The organism is Caulobacter sp. SLTY (assembly GCF_009905535.1).
In the GTDB taxonomy this organism is placed as follows: domain Bacteria; phylum Pseudomonadota; class Alphaproteobacteria; order Caulobacterales; family Caulobacteraceae; genus Caulobacter.
Genome location: NZ_JAAALA010000016.1, coordinates 74,895 through 94,905, shown reverse-complemented (window position 1 = coordinate 94,905; position 20,011 = coordinate 74,895). Strand labels below are relative to the sequence as shown.

General features: G+C 68.5%; 21 protein-coding genes and 1 pseudogene. 15 read left to right on the top strand and 7 right to left on the bottom strand.

Going from position 1 to position 20,011, the window contains the following annotated elements; all coding sequences use genetic code 11:
• Window positions 1-520 (bottom strand): trimeric intracellular cation channel family protein (locus GVN21_RS11230; protein ID WP_166574828.1); only part of this gene is annotated, 520 nt, incomplete at its 3' end.
• A 73-nt stretch (window positions 521-593) separates the two neighbouring features.
• On the opposite strand from GVN21_RS11230, the gene GVN21_RS11225 reads away from it, so the two are divergent.
• The 5 genes and pseudogenes from GVN21_RS11225 to GVN21_RS11205 all read left to right on the top strand — a co-directional run bounded on the left by GVN21_RS11225 (window position 594) and on the right by GVN21_RS11205 (window position 3,192).
• Complete coding sequence (locus tag GVN21_RS11225; protein WP_166574827.1) at window positions 594-764, top strand: hypothetical protein; 171 nt, start codon at window positions 594-596, stop codon at window positions 762-764.
• A gap of 66 nt (window positions 765-830) precedes the next feature.
• The gene (gene ftsY, locus GVN21_RS11220; protein ID WP_166574826.1) at window positions 831-1,760 is read left to right on the top strand and encodes a signal recognition particle-docking protein FtsY; all 930 of its coding nucleotides are present in this window, start codon (window positions 831-833) and stop codon (window positions 1,758-1,760) included.
• Window positions 1,761-1,763: 3 nt separating this feature from the next.
• Window positions 1,764-2,408: an inner membrane-spanning protein YciB gene (locus tag GVN21_RS11215; RefSeq protein WP_166574825.1), complete on the top strand. Its 645-nt coding sequence runs from the start codon at window positions 1,764-1,766 to the stop codon at window positions 2,406-2,408.
• Window positions 2,409-2,475: 67 nt separating this feature from the next.
• Window positions 2,476-3,012 (top strand): MarR family winged helix-turn-helix transcriptional regulator, encoded by a 537-nt coding sequence (locus GVN21_RS11210; protein ID WP_240902873.1) that lies wholly within the window; start codon window positions 2,476-2,478, stop codon window positions 3,010-3,012.
• Window positions 3,009-3,192, top strand: a pseudogene (locus GVN21_RS11205) (hypothetical protein). The gene GVN21_RS11210 and the pseudogene GVN21_RS11205 overlap by 4 nt, the downstream one beginning before the upstream one ends.
• Here GVN21_RS11205 and mdoH read toward each other — a convergent pair.
• The 3 genes from mdoH to GVN21_RS20570 all read right to left on the bottom strand — a co-directional run bounded on the left by mdoH (window position 3,189) and on the right by GVN21_RS20570 (window position 7,279).
• Entirely contained in the window at window positions 3,189-5,183 is a 1,995-nt protein-coding gene (gene mdoH / locus GVN21_RS11200; protein ID WP_166574823.1) for a glucans biosynthesis glucosyltransferase MdoH, read from the bottom strand. The pseudogene GVN21_RS11205 and the gene mdoH sit on opposite strands and share 4 nt — an antisense overlap.
• A 198-nt stretch (window positions 5,184-5,381) precedes the next feature.
• Window positions 5,382-6,065: a DUF998 domain-containing protein gene (locus GVN21_RS20575; RefSeq protein ID WP_205690033.1), complete on the bottom strand. Its 684-nt coding sequence runs from the start codon at window positions 6,063-6,065 to the stop codon at window positions 5,382-5,384.
• Window positions 6,062-7,279 carry an acyltransferase family protein gene (locus GVN21_RS20570; protein ID WP_205690032.1) on the bottom strand — a complete coding sequence of 406 codons (1,218 nt, stop codon included), beginning with the start codon at window positions 7,277-7,279 and terminating at the stop codon, window positions 6,062-6,064. Before GVN21_RS20570 ends, GVN21_RS20575 begins: the two co-directional genes overlap by 4 nt.
• A 221-nt stretch (window positions 7,280-7,500) precedes the next feature.
• Here GVN21_RS20570 and GVN21_RS11190 point away from each other — a divergent pair, with 221 nt between their 5' ends.
• Together GVN21_RS11190 and GVN21_RS11185 are read left to right on the top strand one after the other, a co-directional pair.
• A complete protein-coding gene (locus GVN21_RS11190) occupies window positions 7,501-8,064 on the top strand; it encodes a sigma-70 family RNA polymerase sigma factor (RefSeq protein WP_166574822.1) in 564 nt (187 codons plus the stop codon).
• On the top strand, window positions 8,061-8,759 hold the full coding sequence (locus tag GVN21_RS11185; protein ID WP_166574821.1) for an anti-sigma factor: 699 nt from the start codon (window positions 8,061-8,063) through the stop codon (window positions 8,757-8,759). The genes GVN21_RS11190 and GVN21_RS11185 overlap by 4 nt, the downstream gene beginning before the upstream one ends.
• Here the strand turns inward: GVN21_RS11185 and GVN21_RS11180 are convergent.
• From GVN21_RS11180 to GVN21_RS21375, 3 genes are read right to left on the bottom strand one after another with little or no spacing between them, the layout of a single operon-like run.
• Entirely contained in the window at window positions 8,756-10,408 is a 1,653-nt protein-coding gene (locus tag GVN21_RS11180) for a sulfatase-like hydrolase/transferase (protein ID WP_166574820.1), read from the bottom strand. The two genes, GVN21_RS11185 and GVN21_RS11180, sit on opposite strands and share 4 nt — an antisense overlap.
• Before the next feature lie 25 nt (window positions 10,409-10,433).
• A complete protein-coding gene (locus GVN21_RS11175; protein ID WP_166574819.1) occupies window positions 10,434-11,507 on the bottom strand; it encodes an MBL fold metallo-hydrolase in 1,074 nt (357 codons plus the stop codon).
• A gap of 2 nt (window positions 11,508-11,509) precedes the next feature.
• Window positions 11,510-12,682 (bottom strand): DsbA family protein, encoded by a 1,173-nt coding sequence (locus GVN21_RS21375; protein ID WP_166574818.1) that lies wholly within the window; start codon window positions 12,680-12,682, stop codon window positions 11,510-11,512.
• 111 nt (window positions 12,683-12,793) lie between these two features.
• On the opposite strand from GVN21_RS21375, the gene GVN21_RS11165 reads away from it, so the two are divergent.
• The 8 genes from GVN21_RS11165 to GVN21_RS11130 are packed head-to-tail and all read left to right on the top strand — an operon-like array spanning window position 12,794 to window position 20,002.
• The gene (locus GVN21_RS11165; protein WP_166574817.1) at window positions 12,794-13,699 is read left to right on the top strand and encodes a haloalkane dehalogenase; all 906 of its coding nucleotides are present in this window, start codon (window positions 12,794-12,796) and stop codon (window positions 13,697-13,699) included.
• A complete protein-coding gene (locus tag GVN21_RS11160; RefSeq protein ID WP_166574816.1) occupies window positions 13,696-14,112 on the top strand; it encodes a DUF1330 domain-containing protein in 417 nt (138 codons plus the stop codon). The genes GVN21_RS11165 and GVN21_RS11160 overlap by 4 nt, the downstream gene beginning before the upstream one ends.
• Window positions 14,112-14,519 carry a hypothetical protein gene (locus tag GVN21_RS11155; RefSeq protein ID WP_166574815.1) on the top strand — a complete coding sequence of 136 codons (408 nt, stop codon included), beginning with the start codon at window positions 14,112-14,114 and terminating at the stop codon, window positions 14,517-14,519. Before GVN21_RS11160 ends, GVN21_RS11155 begins: the two co-directional genes overlap by 1 nt.
• Window positions 14,512-15,153 (top strand): TetR/AcrR family transcriptional regulator, encoded by a 642-nt coding sequence (locus GVN21_RS11150; RefSeq protein WP_166574814.1) that lies wholly within the window; start codon window positions 14,512-14,514, stop codon window positions 15,151-15,153. Before GVN21_RS11155 ends, GVN21_RS11150 begins: the two co-directional genes overlap by 8 nt.
• Window positions 15,150-16,091, top strand: coding sequence for a formylglycine-generating enzyme family protein (locus GVN21_RS11145; RefSeq protein WP_166574813.1), 942 nt, complete (start codon window positions 15,150-15,152; stop codon window positions 16,089-16,091). The genes GVN21_RS11150 and GVN21_RS11145 overlap by 4 nt, the downstream gene beginning before the upstream one ends.
• Window positions 16,088-17,032 carry a nitronate monooxygenase gene (locus tag GVN21_RS11140; protein WP_166574812.1) on the top strand — a complete coding sequence of 315 codons (945 nt, stop codon included), beginning with the start codon at window positions 16,088-16,090 and terminating at the stop codon, window positions 17,030-17,032. The genes GVN21_RS11145 and GVN21_RS11140 overlap by 4 nt, the downstream gene beginning before the upstream one ends.
• Window positions 17,033-17,045: 13 nt before the next feature.
• Complete coding sequence (locus GVN21_RS11135; protein WP_166574811.1) at window positions 17,046-17,843, top strand: RNA methyltransferase; 798 nt, start codon at window positions 17,046-17,048, stop codon at window positions 17,841-17,843.
• A 59-nt stretch (window positions 17,844-17,902) separates the two neighbouring features.
• Window positions 17,903-20,002 (top strand): catalase, encoded by a 2,100-nt coding sequence (locus GVN21_RS11130; RefSeq protein ID WP_166574810.1) that lies wholly within the window; start codon window positions 17,903-17,905, stop codon window positions 20,000-20,002.
• Window positions 20,003-20,011 lie beyond the last annotated feature (9 nt).

The window sequence follows — 20,011 nt, the reverse complement described above, 5'->3', positions numbered from 1 at the left end:
CCACGAACACCACCGCCCCCAATATCGCCGCCGACACATAGATCTCCCGCCGCAGCAACACCGACGGCTCCCCGGCGACCACATCCCGCAACACCCCGCCGAAGGTCGCGGTCATCATCCCCATGACCACCGCCGAGATCGGATGCACCCCCAGCGACAGCGCCTTGGCCGCCCCGACGATCGCATAGGCCGCCATCCCCACCGCATCGAGCCACAGCAGGGCGCTCAACCGCGACCCGACCTTCCGCCAAGCGAAATGCCCGACCACCCAGACCGCCACCGCCGCCGCCACACAGGTCAGCAACGGCCCCGGCTGGTTCACCCAGAACACCGGCGCCCCGATCAGCAGGTCCCGCAGCGTCCCCCCGCCAACCCCGGTCATCGCCGCGAAGAAGGCAAACGTGACGATGTCATGCCCCTTCCGCGCCGCCGCCAGCGCCCCGGTCGCCCCGAACACCGCCACGGCGGCGTAGTCGAACAACAGGAAGGCGAGGTCGAGGTTGGGCAGTTCGGGCGGCATCAGCCCCTCCTAAAGCGCTCACCGATGGCTTGAAAGCACCGCCGTTCCCGCGCAACCCTGTCGTATGGCCGAGGTGATCGATCTTCGCATCCGAAAGTGGGCGCCCCGACTTGCCGCGATGCTCGGCCGCCCGGGCGAACCCCACGCCTTCGAGGACCGCACGCTTAAGGCCATCATCGAGAACAACAGCGACGCCGACCTCGAGGACTTTCTCTTGATCGCCCAGTCGCCGAAAGGCCGCTGAGCGGATTGTGGCGGCGAGGATCACTGGCCGCGTGACCTGACGCCCCCGCCACGCTAGACCCCGCCCATGGCTGAACAGAAACAAGGCTGGTTTCAGCGCCTGACCAGCGGGCTCTCTCGCTCGTCGCAGGCGATGACCCAGCAGGTCACCGAGATCTTCCGCAAACCGCTCGACCAGGCCCAGCTGGACGAGCTCGAAGAGATGCTGATCGAGGCCGACCTCGGCCCCCACGCCGCCGGCCGCATCACCCAGGCGTTCAGCGACGCCAAGTTCGGCAAGTCGGTCTCCGACCAGGAGGTCAAGGAGGCGCTGGCCGACCTGGTGGCCAAGGAGCTGGTCAGCCGCCAGGGCGACTTCGACCCGCTGTCCGGACCCAAGCCCTATGTGGTGCTGTTCATCGGGGTCAATGGCTCGGGCAAGACCACGACGCTGGGCAAGATCGCCAACGACCTGACCGGCAAGGGCGCCAAGGTGCTGATCGTCGCCGGCGACACCTTCCGCGCCGCGGCCGTCGAGCAGCTCGGCGTCTGGGCCCAGCGGGCCGGGGCGGACTTCATGAGCCGTCCCACCGGCGCCGACGCGGCGGGCCTGGCCTTCGACGCGGTCGCCCGCGCCAAGGCCGAGGGCTATGACGTGGTTCTCATCGACACCGCCGGCCGGCTGCAGAACAAGCAGGGGCTGATGGACGAGCTGCTCAAAGTCATCCGCGTCCTGAAGAAGGTCGATCCGGACACCCCGCACGAGACCCTGCTGGTCCTCGACGCCACCGTCGGCCGCAATGCGCTCAGCCAGGAAAATCTGTTCGGCAACCAGATCGGCGTCTCCGGCATCGTCATGACCAAGCTGGACGGCACTGCCCGCGGAGGGGTGCTGGTGCCGGTCGCCCAGGCTTCCGACAGCCCCATCAAGCTCATCGGGGTAGGGGAGGGGATCGACGATCTGCAACCCTTCAACGCCCGGGCCTTTTCCAGATCACTTGTCGGATTGGACGCGTAACCGATGGCTGAGCTTTCCCCCAAGACCCGGGCCTGGGTGCGCAGCGCCGTGGACTACGGCGGCCTCGTCGCCTTCCTCATCGGCTTCCTGGTCAGCCGCCAGCTGAAGATCGACCAGCCCCTGGTCGCCGCCACCTGGTGGCTGGTCGGCGGCTCGGCCATCGCCCTGCTCATCGGCTTTGTAGCCGAGCGGCGGATCGCGCCGATGCCGCTGATCGCCGGCGGCGCGGCCCTGGTGTTCGGCACCCTGACCCTGATCTTCCACGATCCGATCTTCATCAAGATGAAGCCGACCATCATGAACGTCACCTTCGGCGTGACCCTGCTGGTCGGCCTGGCGCTCGACAAGAACCCGCTGAAGCTGCTGATGGGCGACGCCCTGGTGATGAGCCGGCGGGCCTGGCGGGTGTTCACCCTGCGCTACGGCATCTTTTTCCTGGTGCTGGCGGGGCTCAACGAGGCGGTCTGGCGCACCCAGCCTGACGAGGTCTGGGTGCTGTTCCGCTTTCCCGGCCTGATCATCCTGACCCTGGTCTTCTCCCTGGCCCAGACCCCCCTGATCATGAAGGGGATGAAGGAAGCTGAGGCAGAGGGCGGCCCGCACGTCGAGCCCGAGGACATCAAGCCCCCGCCGCCGCTGGTCGAATGATCTGTCGTCAAATCGACGCGGAGTGCGTTTAAGGTCCGTCCTCGGTTCAATCGGGCCGGAGGGGATGATGGCTAAGGACAAGACGGCCAAGCGGGCGGCCGCCTCGGTGGGGCACCTGCTGCACAGGGCTGCCCAGCGGGCCCTCGATCTCTACGCCGCCGAGGCCGGCCCCGGCGCCGTTACCCAGCGCCAGCACGCCGTGCTCGCCGCCGTGGCCGAAAAGGAAGGCGCCGCCCAAGCCGACCTGGTCGCCGCCACCGGCGTCGACCGCTCCACGCTGGCCGACATGGTCGCCCGGATGATCGACAAGGGCCTGCTGGCGCGGGAGCGCTCAGCGCTTGATGCGCGGGCAAATGCCGTGCGGCTGACGGATGCCGGTCGCGAGGCCCTGGACAGCATCGGGCCGAAGACTGCGGCGGCAGACGCCGCCCTGCTGGGCCTCCTGCCCAAGGGCAAGCGCGAGGCGCTGCTGGAGGCCCTGGAAATCCTGGCCGCCGGCGAGCCAATGGCCAAGAAGGTCAAGGCGCCCAAGCCTGAGAAGGTGAAGGGCGAGAAGGCCGACAAGAAAAAGAAGAAGAAGGACAAGCTGCCGAAGGCGGCCTGACCCTCAAATTTCCACCCACCCCCCGTCATCCCGGCCGGAGCGCGTAGCGCGGAGAGCCGGGACCCAGGGGCGGCGGCCGCCAGCGGCTAAGGCCGGCTTTCAATTGTGTGCGTGAGGCCCCTGGGTCCCGGATCAGCCCTTCGGGCTGTCCGGGATGACGGGGTTTTTGACGGGATCTAGTGGACGGTGGCCGAGATCGGCATGGCCCGGCGCTGGGTCGCGATCAGGCTGGGCCAGAACACCGAGCTCTCCGGCACGTCCTCATCCACCGCAATCCGGCGGTCGCTGACCGGCGGGAACAGCTGGTGGATCTGGGCGCCCAGATGTTCCGACCGCTCAGTGACTTCCTCCGGCGTGACCAGCAGGCCCATGCGGCCGGCGGCAGCGCCCAGGTCCTTGCGGCTGGTCAGCACGGCGATGAACGGCGAGGCGATCAGCGGCAGGATGATCGGGGCGAACCAGATGGTCAGGTGCGGGGCCAGCAGCAGCATGGAGGCGAACAGCAGGCCGGTGTTGATCTCCCAGCGATGGGCGCGGAAGGCGTCCTTGTAGCTGAGGGTCTCGCCGTCGCGGGTCTGGGCGGTCCAGCCGGCGTCCTTGCCTGACAGCACCTCGAAGACGATGCGGCTGTGGCCGACCATCATCACAGGGGCCATGACAGCCGAGTAGGCGGTCTCGAAGGCGGCGCTCTTGAGGATGGCCAGGGCCCCGCCGAACTTGGCCCGCTCTTCCGGGCGGCTCAGGGTCAGGGCCAGGCCCAGGATCTTCGGGCCGATCAGCATGACCACGGTCAGCAGCGAGGCCCAGACGATGGGGTCGTATTTTACCGGCGCCAGCAGGCGCCAGTACTCGGGCATGGTCAGGGTAATCTGCGCCTGGATGGCCAGCCCGACGATCAGGCTCATCAGCCAGATCGGCGAGACGAGGTAGCAAAGCATGCCGAAGAACAGCTGCAGCCGGCTGATGGGGTGCAGTCCGCGCGCGAACAGCAACCCCAGGTGCTGCAGGTTGCCCTGCGCCCAGCGGCGGTCGCGGGTCATGAATTCCAACATCGAGGGCGGGGTCTCCTCGCTCGAGCCGTCCAGCGCGGGAGTGACATGCACCGCCCAGCCGCCGCGCCGCATCAGCGCCGCCTCGACCACGTCGTGGCTGAGGATGTGGCCGCCGAACGGCTTCTTGCCCGGCAGCACCGGCAGGCCCGCGCAGGACGCAAACGCCTTCACCCGGATGATGGCGTTATGACCCCAGTAGCTGCTTTCGGCGCCGGTCCACCAGGCGAGGCCCGCGGACGCCACCTTGCCGAACATCCGCACGCTGAACTGCTGAGCGCGGGCGTAGAGGGTCTCGGCGCCGACGATCACCGGGGTGGTCTGCAAGAGGCCCATGCCCGGATGACGCTCCATGGCGTCGACAAGCTTCATCACCGTCTCGCCGCTCATCAGGCTGTCGGCGTCGAGGATAATCATGTGTTCGTAGGCGCCGCCCCAGCGGGTCACCCAGTCGGCGATGTTGCCGGCCTTGCGCTCGATGTTCTTGGGCCGGCGGCGGTAGTAGGTGGCGCAGCGGCTGCGGGCGCGCAGGGCCGAGAACTGCACCCGCTCCTGGGCGGCGATGGCCTCGTTGGTGGTGTCGCTGAGCACGAAGAGGTCGAACCAGTGGGCGACACCCAAGTTGGCCAGCGACCGCTCGATGCGGGCCAGGCGGCCCAGCGTGGCGGCCGGGTCCTCGTTGTAAAGAGGCATCAGAAGGGCGGTTCGCACGCGCGGCTTGGGCGCGACTTCCGGGAAGTCGAAGATGTCTTCCTGGCGGTTCTTCAGCACCATGAAGCCGGCGATGGCGCTGCAGAACCAGGTCGAGATGGCGCCGACCAGCACCACGAACAGGGCCAGAGCCACGCCTTCCAGCGGGGTGAAGCCGTCACGCATGTAGAGCTGGAACGGGGTCAGGGCGATCAGGCCGGTCAGCAGCCAGCTGGCGGCGAACAGGATGGTCCGCCGGGCGGTCATGTTGGCGGGCGAGGTGGCCGGCGCCTTGGCCAGCGTGCCGGCGCTCAGCGCCTGGCGCGGCATGTCCAACGGCTGCTCGGACGGCAGCCAGGGTTCGCCCAGGGGAGCGTAGGCATGCTCATGTTCCGGCTCATACCGCAGGGCCAGATTGGTCGTGCCGTCCATGGTGGATCCGCCGTTCGTGTAGGTCCGCCCGAAACCCCGAGGCGGCTTTCGCACGACTCCGTCGGGGTTGGTAACGTGGCTATCACGGATACGTTATGTTGCGCTGCGAAGGAAGCGGAAAATCGCCATCCGGGCGACCAACGCCCTAAAATTGATCGCCCCTGGTCACATGTGACCGAACTGAGGCGAACAGGCCGATCAGAAGGCCACTTCGGGCGCCGGCTCTTGCGCCAATCTGTAGAGCCGCCGTTCAAGCGCATAGGCCGCGATTCCCGTCCATCCGACCAGCAGGATGGCGAAGGCGCGCTCCCACAGCCCGACGTTGGCGGGGTTCACCAAGCCGTACCAGATGCGGTGATTGGTGATCAGGGCCATCAATAGGTTCGCCAGGCTGATCGCCGCTAGGAACAGCTTCAGCCGACCCATGCCGGGGGTGTTCCACAGACCCCAGATCATGAACAGCGGGGCCAGGATGATGCCGAGCCCAAGGTTGATCAGCAGGTGCCAGGGATTGGGCCAGGGAATCAGGGCGCTGACCGCCATTCCGAACCCGGCCAGCACGAAGCAGACCATGACCCCGCCCGCTGCGATACGGTGGCCGCCCAGAGCGACCAGAGCTAGGCCGAACCCCACCCCCGCCGCCGCCGCGCCGAAGGCGCTGATGAACACCCCGCCGTTGAACAGCCAGGGGTATCTGGCGGTCGCCGAACCGAGGTCGCTGAGATACTGGGTGGCGTGGTTGTGGCCGGGATAGGCCAGCACCGCCATGATCACCGACAGGAAGGCGAAGATCGGCGCCACCACCCCGATGGCCAGCAGGATACGCCGCCGACGCCAGCGCTGGCCGGGCGCGAACTGGGCCCCGAGGTCGTCGAGAATCACGCCGGCAGGACCTTGGGCGGCTCGGCCGACTCGCGCCGCACCGCCTCGATCAGGGCCAGGCGGGCCGGGGTCGGCTCGGGCGGGGGTGGCGGTCCCATCGGCTTGAGGCCCCAGATCGGCCGCAACAGGTCGACGCGCCGGACCGCTTCGTAGATGGCCAGGCTGACCCCGAAGGTGATGGCGATCAGCACCGGCGCCTCGATCCAGGCCGGCATCCCCTTGGGCGCCAGCACGAACACGGCCAGCACAAGGATGGTCTGGTGCGCCAGATAGCAGGGGAAGATGGCGTCGTTCAGATACCGCCGCACCGGCCCGTCGGCGCCGCGCAGGTGTCGGCTGGCGAAACCCAGGGCCATGCAGACCGTGGTCCACTGATTGATGGCGAAGGTGGTGTTCTTGACCGATCCGAACAGGACGTTGCCGCCCGGGTGGGCATGCAGCGCCATCAACCCGACCACCGACACCGCCGCGGCGCCCAGGGCGACCCAGCGCAGCCGCTCCAGCTGGTCCCAGACCCCGGCCCGGCCGACGACCAGGAAGCCGAAAAGGAAGACGCCGAGCGAGGAGGCGTGGTTGTACCAGTCGTGCTGGATCTGGTTGGTCAGCCCGAACCAGGGGAACAGGAGCTGGCGCACGAGCGCCAGGTAGAGGATCGGCAGCACCAGCAGCTTCCAACCGGTCAGGGTGCGCTCCAGCCACGCCTCGGCCCGGGCGATCCAGTCGGGCCGGGTCAGCAGGGCCACAGCCACCAGGCTGTAGGCGGCGATGTAGAGCACGAACCACAGGTGGTTGATCGGGATGCCGTCGGCGATGCCTTTCAGGCTGAACTCGCTGAACCACCAGTGCGCGAAGCCGCCGTCGTAACCGTCCTTGGCCGTGGTCTCGGCCCAGGACTGCGGGGTGATCAGGAACAGGGTTCCGAACAGGAAGGGCGGGGCCAGTCGGGCAAATCGCTGCTTGAGCACCTCACCGGCCTGATACTTGCAGCTCATCAGCCGCAGGGCGGCGCCGGAGACCAGGAACAGCAAGGTCAGCCGCCAGGGCGAGGTGAGCAGGATCACCTCCTCCATCCAGACAAACCGGTGCTGGCTGTTCAGGTGCCAGTCCCAGGGCGTGTAGACCAGCGCGACGTGGTAGAGGATCAGCAGCCCAAGGGCGACGATCCGGAGCCAGTCGAGGTCTGCCCTGCGGGCGGATGTCGGAGCGGCGGACACGCCGGCTCTATGATGGGTTCGGACAAAAAAGTCCACGCCGCCCAGAATGGGCCCGCGCCACTGTTGATCAGGCCGCCCGGCGGACGAGCGATCTTCGGCAATCCGATCGCGGGTTCGGCCCGTATCTGAAGACCATGAGCTACGCCGCCAGTCTGCCGCGCCATGGTCGCGAGGCTCCGTCCTGGGGCCTTGTTAGCCACTCCGAACCTTGGGGGAGGGTGATGAGCATCGACCTGGACCGTGAGCGGCTACGCCGGCACCTGAAGGCCGTGGCGCAGGGCGACCCCAGCGCGCTGCGGGAGCTGTACCGCGCCACCAGCGGCAAGCTGTTCGGGGTCTGCCTGCGGATTCTGCGGGACGAGGGCGAGGCGGAAGAGGTGTTGCAGGAGGTCTATCTGACCGTCTGGAAGCGGGCCGGCAGCTATGAACCAACCAAAGCCAGCCCGGTCACCTGGCTGGCCGCCATCGCCCGCAACCGCGCCATCGACCGGTTGAGAGCGTCCGGCGCGCGCGTTCTGAGCCGGTCTGGTCCGCTGGAAGGGGCGGCGGAGATCGCCGATGCCTCGCCGGACTCGGAGGCGCAGGCCTTGCAGGGCGAGGAAGCCCGCCGGCTTGGCCAATGCCTCGAGGGGCTCGATCCGAACCAGGCAGGCCTGATCCGCCGGGCCTTCTTCGGGGGCTTGAGCTACAGCGACCTGGCGCAGGCGGCGGGGCGGCCGCTGGGCACGGTCAAGACCTGGATCCGCAAGGGCCTGATGAACCTGAAAGTCTGTCTCGAATCATGACCGCCGCCGCCCATCCGCAAGATCTGCGCGCCGCCGAACTGGCGCTTGGCGTGCTCGAAGGCGAGCCTCTCGCCGAGGCCAAGGCGTTGGCCGCGGCCGACACGGGCTTCGCCGCCGCTGTCGAGACCTGGGAGCTGCGCCTTGCCGTCCTGGCCGAAGCCATCGCCCCGGTCGCCGCGCCCGAGCGCGTCTGGCCGGCCATTCGCGACCGCCTGACCCCCGTCGCCCGGACCCGCTGGTGGGACAGCGTCGATGTGTGGCGCGGCCTGACCGCCGCGTCGGTGACGGTCGCTGCAGTCGGCCTTGGCCTGTGGATCGCGCCAGAGCCGAAGCCCGACGCTCCGCCGCCGCCTCCGATCACGGCGGCCAGCCCGTATGTCGCCCTGGTCTCCGTGCCCGACGGCGGCCCGGCCCTGGCGGCCGTTACGGTCGACACCGAGCTGAAGCGGATCGTAGTGACGCCGGTGGCGCTGACCGAGCAGCAGGCGAAATCGCTGGAGCTGTGGGTCGTGCCGGCCGACGGCGGGGCGCCGCGTTCGCTGGGCCTGGTCAAGGCCGGCGGGCCGACGGTGATCGCCGGGGTGTCCGCGCCGACCGACGGGGCCCTGGCTATCTCCCTGGAGCCCGAGGGCGGGTCACCGACGGGCGCGCCGACGGGACCGATCCTCGGGGTTGGGCCGCTGACGAAGGGCTAGTTCGCCCACATCACATACTCGCCCTTCAGGTTCCGCTCCTTGTTGAGCGGCTGGTCGATGAAGAAGGGCGCTTCGACCAGGGCGGGCCACAGGGGCTTGCCGGCGCGGCGGTCCTGTTCGTCGAGCAGGGCGGCCAGCTGGGCCTGCCGGGCCGGTTCGCGGCCGGCCAGATTGTTCTGCTCGGTCGGGTCGGCGGCGAGGTTGAACAGCCAGGTCTTCTTCGGCCGCTCCGAGGTCTGGAGCTTCCAGTTGTCGAAGATCACGCTGCGATAGTGGCCGGAGCGGAAGAACAGCGGCCGAGCCGGGCCCTTCCCCTGGGCCAGGGTCAACAGGTCCACACCATCCACTTTCGGGCCGACCGGGGCGCCGGCGGCGCTGGCGGCGGTGGCGAAGATGTCGATGTGCATGGCGCGCGACGGGGCCACCTGGCCGGGGGCGAGGCGGGCCGGCCACTTCATGAAAAAGGGCACGTTGACGCCCCCCTCGAAGAAGGTCGCCTTCCAGCCGCGGTACGGCTTGTTGATGTCCGGCAGGCCGATGTAGTTGGCCCCGCCGTTGTCGCTGGTGAAGATCACGATGGTGTTCTCGGCCAAGCCCAGCCGGTCGAGCTCGGCCAGGACCTTGCCGACGTTGCGGTCCAGCGAGCGGATCATCCCGCCGTAGACCCGCGCCGTATGGTCGGGAATGTCCGACAGGGCGTCATAGTCTTCCTTGGTGGACTGCAGCGGGGTGTGGGGGGCGTTGAACGCCAGGTAGAGGAAGAAGGGCCGGTTGGCATTGGCCTGGATGGCCTTGACCGCCTCGTCGCCGAAATAGTCGGTGACATAGCCCTTGGGTTCGAACGGCTTGCCGCCGTTCCAGCGCACCGAATAGGGCAGGTTGGGCCACAGGTAGCGGTCGATGGGATCGAACTCCTGCTTGGAGTTCACCACGTTGGGATCATTGGGCTTCAGGAACATCCCGGCGCCGGCCAGGATCGCCAGGCTCTCGTCGAAGCCCTGGCCGGTCGGCTGCATGGCGGGGGATTCCCCCAGGTGCCACTTGCCGATGTGCAGGGTGCGGTAGCCCTGGCCCTTCAGGGCTTCGGCGACCGTCGTCTCCTCGGTCGGCACGCCCATCTTCTCGACCTGCGGCATGTCCTTGGCGCGGTCGGCGTAGAAGACCGGCTTGATCGGACCGTCGGCCACATGCGTCACTTCGCGGGCGAAGGACTTGGGCACGGCGGTGAACTCGAAGCCGAATCGAGTGGGGTAGCGGCCGGTCATCATCGCGGCGCGGGAGGGCGAGCAGGTGGCGTTGGCCGAATAGCCGTTGGCGAACCGCACGCCGGTCTTGGCGATGGAGTCGATATGGGGCGTCGGCACCTTGCCAAAGACGCCCGTGCCGGTAGCGGTGACGTCGTTAATGCCCAGGTCGTCGGCCACGATCAGGATGATGTTGGGCGGGCGCTGGGCGGCCGGCGCGCCGCCAGAGGACGGCGGCGCGTCAGGCCCCGTGGCCCAGGTTACCGGCTGGTTGGGCCCGATGGGGTTCTTCAGCCGGCCGATGATGCCGGGCAGGTAGATCTTGAAGTTCTGGAAGGCGAGGTAGCCGCCTCCGCCCACTACCACGGCGGCGACCGCCAGGCTGATCAGGGTTCTGGATTTCATGACACTCTCCCCGTCGTGTTGTTGTCTAGCGGCCGAGCCGGCGGCGGTCGATCTTGGTCGATCCGGCGGGCAGGCTGATCAGGTCGCGGTCGCGGGCGATCCACAGCGGGCCGCCGAAGGTCTTGCGGGCCTCGCCCAGGAACGGAACCTCAAGCCCGCGCAGAGGCATCGGCGGAACGATATGGGTCAGCAGCACCGCCTTGACCCCCGCCTCCTTGCCCTGCCGCGCCACCTCCTCGGGGCTGGCGTGGTAGTTGATGATGTCCTCTAGGATCTTGGCGCGGTTCTTCAGGCCCGCCTCGTTGGCGGCGGCCGCCATCCGGCGGACCAGGGCTGGTTGCAGGGCGTCGTGGATCAGCAGGTCCGCGCCCTTGGAATTGGCGACCAGGTTGGGGGCGGCCGAGCTGTCACCGCTGACCACCAGGCTGCGGCCCTTGTAATCGAAGCGGTAGCCCACCGCCGGATCGGCCGGTCCATGGTCGACCTTGAAGACGGTGACCTTCAGGCCGCCGTCGTTCAGCACCACCAGCGAGTCTTGGCCGTCCGGGAAGGCGAAGGCGCGGGCCGCGAAGCCGCCGCCCGACGGTGGGGCCACCGGGGCGCCGTGGTGGGCGGTGCGATAGCCGTTGTCGATGGCGTAGAGCTCGTTCAGGCCCGCGGCGATGCGCTCGACGCCGGGCGGCCCGGTCAGGGTCAGGGGCGTTGTGGCCGCCTTGCCCACCCAGCGCTGGAGAGCCACGGCGCTGAGGCCGTCCAGGTGGTCGGAATGGAAGTGGGTGAGGAAGACGCCCTCGATCCGGCCGGCCGGGATGCCGGCGCGAGCAAAGCTCTCGGCCGCGCCCTCGCCGGCGTCGACCAGGAAGATGCGCCCGCCGGCGATCACCGCCGTGCAGGGGCCATTGCGATCCTTGTCCGGCAGGGGCGAGCCGGAGCCGCAGACGAAGGCGTGCAGGCCGTCGGGCAGTTTCGCCACCGCGTCGTCGCGCATCGCCTTGTCCAGCGCCCGGTCGGTGATGGCCAAGGCGATGGGGCCGCGCGCGTACCAGACGGCGCCCAGCAGAAGGCCGATGACAATAATCCCGGCGAGCAGGCGTTTCATGTTCAGGTCTTCCCAGCGAGGGTGATGAGGTCTTGCTCGACCGCCCACAGGCGGTCCTGGCCCCAGTGGCCGGGCAGGTCTCCGACGCGGAACGACGGCACGCCCCAGAGGCCGAGAGACAGCAGTTCCTGGCGGTTGGCTTCAGCGACCGCGCGCCAGCTGTCGTCGGCCAGGCCGGCGGCGACGTCGTCCTTGGTCAGGTCGGCCCGCTCGGCCATGGCCCACAGGCCGTCGTCGGTGGTGGCGTCGATCCCATCGGCAAAGGCGCCGGCCAGGAAGGATTCGGTGAAGGCGACGCCTTTTCCGAGCGCGATGGCCCGGTGCATCACCCCCATGCCCCGCTCGACGCCCAGGCCGACGGGGTCGCAGACCCGGCCGAAGGCGATCCCCTGGCGCATGGCTTCGCGCCAGCAGTCCTTGACGATGTAGACCTGCTTCTCGCGCGGCACGGGCAGGCCGCGCATGACCATCGGCAGGATGGGACGCAGGCGGAAGGTGGCGCCGTAGCGCTCGGCCAGTTCGCGAACCCGCCTGGCGGCCAGGTGGGTGTAGGGGCTGCGCAGCGAGGCGAAGAAGTCGAGGGTGACCGGGCTGGTCGCCTGCGCCTGTGCATTCTCCTGCATCAGCCGCGCGACCGGGGCGGCGCCCGGTTTGCGGTGGGCGGCCAGGGCGGCCTCCAGATAGTGCAGGCGGTCGGGGCCCCAGAACCAATTGCCGTCGTAGTGGAAGGTGGCGCCGAGATAGTGGCCCAGCTCCAGCCGCCGCGCCTTGCCCCGGTCCAGGGCCGGTCCGGGCGCGCCGAGGGGGAAGCGTTCCAGGGCTGCGTCGTCACCCGCCCAGAGGGCGGCGCCGATCTTCACGGCGCGCTCGGCGAAGTCGGACCCCAGGGCCGCGGCCAGGGCGCCGAGAGCCAGGGCCGCCTGGTCAGGGGAGGGGGGCTTGGGCGCCGCCGGCATCTGCAGGCCGTGGGCGGCGGCCAGACGCACGGCGTCTCGCAGGCTCCAGTCGGCCAGCCGCTCGCGGTCGGGAGCTGCGCTCTCCTCCGGCGGCGGGACCAGATGGATTTCCAGGTCGATGTCGTAGGCGGCCGTCAACGGCCCCAGCAGCTGGGCCGCCAGATGGCTGTAGGGATCGTCCGCCTGATGGAAATACTGGACTGTTCCGCCCGCCGACACCCGCCCCTCCACGATTTTCCCGGAGGGCGCTTGACGCCCTCCAAACTATTGGCACTATTAATGCCAAATTATCCGTCGGCGTCAAGCCGGCCCTCAGGAGAGGCTTTCGACGTGGCTGTGTTGCGAACCCCAGACGAGCGTTTCCAGGACCTGCCGGACTTCCCGTTCGCGCCCCACTATGTGGACGTCACGGCGTCCGGCGGCCCGCCATTGCGGATGGCCTATGTCGATGAGGGGCCGCGCGAGGCCTCGCCCGTCCTGCTGATGCATGGCGAGCCCAGCTGGTCCTACCTCTACCGCCACATCATCCCCCGGCTGTCGGGCCAGCACCGGGTGCTGGCGCCGGACCTGATCGGCTTCGGGCGATCGGACAAGCCGACGGAGAAGGAAGACTACTCTTACGAAAAGCACGTCGCCTGGATGAGCGACTGGCTGGTCAAGCTGGACCTGAAGGACATCACCCTGTTCTGCCAGGACTGGGGCGGGCTGATCGGGCTTCGGCTGGTGGCGGCGTTTCCGGAGCGGTTCGCGCGGGTGGTCGTGGCTAACACCGGCCTGCCGACCGGCGCGGGGATGACCGAAGGCTTCCAGCAATGGCTGCAGGTCAGCCAGGCGATGCCGGTGTTCCCGGCCGGCGCTTTCGTCAACATGGGTTCCGGCCGCACGCTCAGCGAGGCGGAGATCGCCGCCTATGACGCGCCCTATCCGGACGAGAGCTACAAGACCTGCGCCCGCATCTTCCCCACCTTCGTGCCGGTGACGCCGGAGCATCCGTCGGTGGAGGAGAACAAGGCGGCCTGGGCGGTGCTGGAGGCCTTCGACAAGCCCTTCCTGACCGCCTTCAGCGACGGCGACCCGGTCACCCGAGGCGGCGAGCGCGCGTTCCAGGAGCGCGTGCCCGGCGCAAAGGGCCAGCCCCACGTCACCATCGAGGGCGGCGGCCACTTCCTGCAGGAAGACAAGCCGGAAGAGATCGCCGATCTCATCAACAGGTTCATCGGAGGAGGGAAACCATGAACGTAGAAAACGCAGTCATGCCGCGCCAGGAACAGCTGGCCGGCCTTCTGGGCCTGGGCGGCGACCAGCCGATCCAGATGCTGAACCTTCTGACGTTCCACGAGGTCGCGCAGTACGACGACCCCAACGAGCCGAAGATCAGCGGCCGCGAGGCCTATATGCGCTACGGCGCCCCGATGAGCGAATTCGTCGCCGGCAAGGGCGGCCGGATCATCTTCTCGGCGGCCATCGACCATCTGGTGATCGGCGAGGTTGGGGAGATGTGGGATGTCGCGGCGATCATGGAATACCCCAGCCGCGCCGCCTTCGTGGCCATCGCCACCTCGCCGGAGGTCGCCGCCATCAGCCATCACCGCAAGGCGGGCCTCAAGGGCCAGCTGCTGATCCAGTGCAGCCCGGCGGGCGGCCTCTGATGAGCCCGTCGCGGATCACGGTCGGGGTGCTGGTCCTCTTGGGCCTGTTCAACCTGGTCCGCGGCTCGCTCCACGTCTTCCTGCCCGACAGCGGGGCCGGCTCCATCGCCGGCTTCGACCTCGCCCAGGGCGGTCAGACCATCGTCTTCCTGCTGGCCTCCACCGGGGTCGGCCAGATCGGGGCGGGACTGATCGACCTGGCCGTCGCCTGGCGTTTCCGCGCCTTCGCCGTGGCGCTGCTGGCCATCGAAGCGGCCAAGGCCGCCCTGGTCATGGTCGTCGCCTTCGTGACCAAGCCGCCCCCGCACGAGATCCCCGGCCGGACCGGAATGATGGTCACCATGGCCGTGCTGGCCGCCGCCCTTCTCTGGGAACTGGCGCGGCGCCGGAAGCGGACGGATGGCTGAGGCGGCTGGACAGAACCCGCTGGCGGCTGCCATTGCGGAGGCGATGGCCGCGCTTACCCCGCCCGAACCTTCCGTCGATGGCCGCCGCATGCGGGCCGAAGCCAACCGGGCGCGCATCGTCGCGGCCATGCTGGAGCTGATCAGCGAGGGGTTCATGACCCCGCCGGCTGAGGCGGTGGCCGAACGGGCCGGCGTCGGCCTGCGCACCGTCTTCCGCCTGTTCAACGATATGGACAGCCTGTACCGCGAGATGCACGCCATGATGCTGGCCCGCATGGCCCCCATCGCCGCCGAGCCGGTGCTGGGCGAGGACTGGCGGGAACGGCTGCGCAACCTGATCCGCCGGCGGGTGCGCTTGTTCGAGGAGATGATGCCCTTCCAGGTGGCCGCCGACGCCCATCGAGCCCGCTCCTCGTTCCTGCAGAAGGAGCACGCCCATCTGGTGCGGCTGCAGCGGTTTTCCGCCACCGCCTTGCTGCCCGACGAGGTCCAGGCGGACCCGGTGGTGATGGAGATGGTCGATCTGGCCATGAGCTTCGACGCCTGGCGCCGGCTGCGGCTGGACCAGGGGCAGACCTACGACAAGGCCGAGGAGATCATGGCCGAACTGGTGTTCAGGGCGATCGGCCAATGATCCGGCGCCTGGCCCTTCTGACCTTGGTGATGGCGCTCGCCGCCTGCGGGTCCAAGAAGCAGGCCGCGGTCCCCGAATCGGTCTGTCCGCCACAGCCAACCGGCGAGGTCGCCTTGGCCGGCGGGACCTTCACGATGGGAGCCGGTGGCATGCACGGCGACGAGGGCCCGCCGCGCAAGGTTACCGTCGCCCCCTTCGCCATCGACCGCACCGAGGTGACCAACGACGAATTCGCCGCCTTCGTGAAGGCCACCGGCTACGTCACCCTGGCCGAGCGCGACCCGGATCCGGCCCTCTATCCGGGTGTGCCCAAGAGCATGCTCAAGCCGTCCTCCCTGGTGTTCGTCGGGGCCGAGGGCCTTGGCGACGGCAATCCGGCCAACTGGTGGCGGATCGTCGACGGGGCCAGCTGGAAACACCCGACCGGTCCGGGCAGCGACCTGAAAGGCCTCGGCCGTCACCCGGTGGTGCACGTCGCCTATGACGACGCCCTGGCCTACGCCCGCTGGAAGGGGCGCGACCTGCCGACCGAGGAGGAGTGGGAGTTCGCCGCCCGCGCCGGGCTGGACGGCGCGCCTTATGAATGGGGCGAGGCTTCGAAGACGCCGAAAGCCAACTACTGGCAGGGGGTCTTCCCCGCCGTCGACACGGGCGAAGACGGCTACAAGGCCCGCGCCGCGCCGGTCGGCTGCTTCCCGGCCAGCGCCTACGGCCTCTTCGATCTGTCGGGCAACGTCTGGGAATGGACCTCCGGCCGCTACGGCCCGGCGCCGGACGCGCCGAGGCTGATCAAGGGCGGCAGCTACCTCTGCGCCGACAACTTCTGCCTCCGCTACCGGCCGGCGGCGCGACAGCCGGGCCCGCCGGACACCGGACAAAGCCACCTTGGTTTCCGCACAGTCAAACGAGCGACAACGGGGGAAAAGGGAACGCCATGATCAAGAACCGCATCACCGACATGCTTGGGGTCCAGTACCCCATCGTCCAGGCGCCGATGGGCTGGATCGCCCGCGCCCAGCTGGCCTCGGCCGTGTCCAACGCCGGCGCCATGGGGATCATCGAGACGTCCTCGGGCCAGCTCGACGAGGTTCGCGAGGAGATCGGCAAGATGCGGCGGCTCACCGACAAGCCGTTCGGGGTCAACGTCGCCCAGGCCTTCGTCCGCGACCCGGACATCGTCAAGTTCGTCATCGACCAAGGGGTCAAGTTCGTCTCCACCTCGGCGGGCGATCCGACCCGCTATTGCGGCCAGCTGAAGGAAGCGGGCCTGACCGTCTTCCACGTGGTGCCCTCGCTCAGCGCTGCGTTGAAGGCTGTGGAAGCCGGGGTCGACGGCCTGATCGTCGAGGGCGGGGAGGGCGGCGGCTTCAAGAACCCGCGCGACGTCTCGACCATGGTCCTGCTGCCGCTGGTCTGTTCCAAAGTCGGGGTGCCAGTCATCGGGGCGGGCGGCATCGTTGATGGCGCCACCATGGCCGCCGCCTTCGCGCTTGGGGCCGAAGGGGTGCAGATGGGCACCCGCATGGTCTCGGCCGCCGAGTCGCCGGTGCACGAGAACTGGAAGACGGCCATCGTAGAGGCCAAGGAGACCGACACCGTCTTCCTCAACCGCTTCGGCCCCGGGCCGGCGTTGCGGGCCCTGCGAACGGAAAAGACCGCCGCCTACGAGAAGGATTCGCCGGAAGGGGGCGTGATGGCCGAGTTCGCCAACGCCTTGAAGCTCTACTTCGGCGGCGACATGGAAGCCTCGATCGCGCTCTCGGGCCAGGTCGCCGGGCGGATCGATAGCGTGCGGCCGGTGGCGGAGATCATTGCTGACACCATGCGGGAGTTCGCCGAGGTGACCGCAGAGTTGGGACGCAAGTACGGGGCCGCCTAGGCTATAGAGGGGCGTGTCGATCCCGATCCACGATCCCGCCGACCCACGCGTCGAACCCTATCGCGACATCCGCGAACGCGACCTCGTCGGCCGCCAAGGCCTGTTCGTCGCCGAGGGCGAGGTGGTGCTGCGGCTGCTGGTCCGGCAGGCCGGGTTCGAGGCGGTGTCGGTGCTGATCGATCCGCGACGCCGGGCCAAGCTCCAGCCCATTCTCGATGAGCTGCCCGCCGCCGTGCCGGTCTATCTCGCCGACCAGGCGGTGCTCGACACCATCGCCGGCTTTCACCTGCACCGGGGTATCCTGGCGCTCGGCCGCCGCGTCGATCCGCCGACCGCGGCCACCCTTCTGGATCGGCTGCCGGCAAAGGCGTTGGTCCTCGCCCTGGTCGGTATCGCCAACCACGACAACATGGGCGGGCTGTTCCGCAACGCCGCCGCCTTCGGCGTCGACGGCGTGCTGCTCGACGCGGGATGTTGCGATCCGCTGTATCGCAAGGCCATCCGGGTGTCGGTCGGCGGGGTGCTCAACATCCCCTTTGCCCGGCTTGGCGAAACCGACGATCTGATCGGCCTGCTGGGAAGCCATGGCCTTCAGCCGATCGCCCTGTCCCCGGCGGGATCGCCCCTGTCCCGGCTGGCGCCGCCGCCCCGCGCGGCCCTGATCGCCGGGGCCGAAGGGCCCGGTTTGCCCGACGCCATCCTGGCCCGCTGCACCACCGTCGGTATCCCAATGACCGCCGGATTCGACTCCCTGAACGTAGCCACCGCCACTGGCATAGGCCTGTATCACCTGCGTACCGCGAATCTCTGAGGAACAACCGCGACCAGCCGCCGTTGGGTTCGCACACTCCCTCAGAGAAAGCGCTGCCCATGGCCGACCAGGCCGACTTCAAGACTGACCGCGGCAACGGCGGCGAGACCCACCAGCACGTCGCCAAGAACGCCGATCACGAGACCGCCGAGCACCTGACGACGAACCAGGGCATCCGCATCTCCGACAACCAGAACCAGCTCAAGAGCGGCGAGCGCGGCCCGGTGTTGCTGGAAGACTTCGTCCTGCGGGAGAAGATATTCCACTTCGACCACGAGCGAATCCCCGAGCGGATCGTCCATGCCCGCGGCTCGGCCGCCCACGGCTACTTTGAACTCTACGATTCCCTGTCCGACATCACCCGCGCCGACCTGTTCCAGCGGGCTGGTGAAAAGACCCCGGTCTTCACCCGCTTCTCCACTGTCGCTGGCGGCGCAGGCTCGGTCGACACCCCGCGCGACGTGCGCGGCTTCGCGGTCAAGTTCTACACCCAGGAAGGCAACTGGGACCTGGTCGGCAACAACATCCCGGTCTTCTTCATCCAGGACGCGATGAAGTTCCCGGACCTCGTCCACTCGGTGAAGATGGAGGCCGACCGCGGCTTCCCGCAGGCGGCCAGCGCCCATGACACCTTCTGGGACTTCATCAGCCTGATGCCGGAATCCACCCACATGATCATGTGGGCGATGTCCGACCGCACCATCCCCCGCACCCTGCGCACCATGCAGGGGTTCGGCGTCCACACCTTCCGGCTGGTCAACGCCAAGGGCCAGTCCACCTTCGTCAAATTTCACTGGAAGCCCAAGCAGGGCCTGCAATCGACCCTCTGGGACGAGGCGGTGAAGATCGCCGGCGCCGACCCGGACTTCCAACGCCGTGATCTGTTCGAGGCTATCCAGGCCGGCGACTTCCCCGAATGGGAGCTGGGCATCCAGGCCTTCGACCAGAAGTTCGCCGACAGCCTGCCCTTCGACGTCCTCGATCCAACCAAGATCATCCCGGAGGAGATGCTGCCCGTCCGTCCGATCGGCCGGATGGTTCTGGACCGCTGGCCGGACAACTTCTTCGCCGAGACCGAACAGGTGGCCTATTGCCCGGGCAACATCGTCCCCGGCGTCGATTTCACAAACGACCCGCTGCTCCAGGGTCGGTTGTTCAGCTACCTCGACACCCAGAAGAGCCGGCTGGGCACGGCCAACTTCCACCAGATCCCGGTCAACGCCCCCAAGTGCCCGGTGATGAACTTCCAGCGCGACGGCCAGATGCAGATGCTGCAGCCCAAGGGCCGCGCCAACTACGAGCCCAACAGCCTGGCGCAGTTCGGAGAGATCGGCGGTCCGCGTGAATGCCCGGTCGAAGGCTTCACCAGCTTCCGGGCGGCCGAGCCCAGCGAGCAGGGCGAGAAGCTGCGCATCCGTCCCGAGAGCTTCGCCGACCACTACAGCCAGGCGCGGCTGTTCTTCCGCTCGCTCGATCCGGCCGAACAGGCCCACCTGGCCTCCGCCCTGGTTTTCGAGCTGTCGAAGGTGGAGATCGCCGAGATCCGCACGCGGATGCTGGGGAACCTGGTCAACGTCGATCCGGACCTGGCTAAGCGGGTCGCCGAGGGCCTTAACATGCCTGTTCCGAAGGCCAACCCGACCGCCGCTCCCGTGCTGGACATGGATCCCTCGCCGGCATTGCGGATCATCGGTGGCGCTTTGGAGTTCGAAACCCTTGAAGGCCGAAAGGTCGGGGTGCTGGTGGCCGACGGCTCGGACGCAGCCGAGGTCAACGGTGTGGTGAAGGCGGTGACCAAGGCCGGTGGGAAGCCGATGATCATCGCGCCCAAGATCGGCGGGGCCAAGCTGTCCGACGGCTCGCTCCTGCCGGCCGACGGCCAGCTGGCCGGCACGCCCTCTGTGATGGTCGACGCCATTGCCGTGGTCCTGTCGGAAGACGGCTGCGCCCTGCTGCTGAAGGAGGCGGCGGCGTTGCAGTTCGTCATGGACGCCTTCGGCCACCTGAAAGGGATCGGCGCCTCGGATGCGGCCAAACCCCTGCTCGATAAGGCAGGGGTCGAACCGGACGAGGGGGTTACCGGTCTCGGCGCCGACTTCGTCCCGGCCGCCAGCAAGCGGCACTGGGCGCGCGAGCCTGGCGTTCGTCTCCTGGCCTGATGCCAGGGC

Coding starts and splice junctions, on each gene's coding strand:
- GVN21_RS11190 (WP_166574822.1), top strand. CDS start 7,501: ATGAGCATCGACCTGGACCGTGAGCGGCTACGCCGGCACCTGAAGGCC.
- GVN21_RS11210 (WP_240902873.1), top strand. CDS start 2,476: ATGGCTAAGGACAAGACGGCCAAGCGGGCGGCCGCCTCGGTGGGGCAC.
- ftsY (WP_166574826.1), top strand. CDS start 831: ATGGCTGAACAGAAACAAGGCTGGTTTCAGCGCCTGACCAGCGGGCTC.
- GVN21_RS11130 (WP_166574810.1), top strand. CDS start 17,903: ATGGCCGACCAGGCCGACTTCAAGACTGACCGCGGCAACGGCGGCGAG.
- GVN21_RS11180 (WP_166574820.1), bottom strand. CDS start 10,408: ATGAAATCCAGAACCCTGATCAGCCTGGCGGTCGCCGCCGTGGTAGTG.
- GVN21_RS11175 (WP_166574819.1), bottom strand. CDS start 11,507: ATGAAACGCCTGCTCGCCGGGATTATTGTCATCGGCCTTCTGCTGGGC.
- mdoH (WP_166574823.1), bottom strand. CDS start 5,183: ATGGACGGCACGACCAATCTGGCCCTGCGGTATGAGCCGGAACATGAG.
- GVN21_RS11140 (WP_166574812.1), top strand. CDS start 16,088: ATGATCAAGAACCGCATCACCGACATGCTTGGGGTCCAGTACCCCATC.
- GVN21_RS11215 (WP_166574825.1), top strand. CDS start 1,764: ATGGCTGAGCTTTCCCCCAAGACCCGGGCCTGGGTGCGCAGCGCCGTG.
- GVN21_RS11160 (WP_166574816.1), top strand. CDS start 13,696: ATGAACGTAGAAAACGCAGTCATGCCGCGCCAGGAACAGCTGGCCGGC.
- GVN21_RS11150 (WP_166574814.1), top strand. CDS start 14,512: ATGGCTGAGGCGGCTGGACAGAACCCGCTGGCGGCTGCCATTGCGGAG.
- GVN21_RS11185 (WP_166574821.1), top strand. CDS start 8,061: ATGACCGCCGCCGCCCATCCGCAAGATCTGCGCGCCGCCGAACTGGCG.
- GVN21_RS11145 (WP_166574813.1), top strand. CDS start 15,150: ATGATCCGGCGCCTGGCCCTTCTGACCTTGGTGATGGCGCTCGCCGCC.
- GVN21_RS11155 (WP_166574815.1), top strand. CDS start 14,112: ATGAGCCCGTCGCGGATCACGGTCGGGGTGCTGGTCCTCTTGGGCCTG.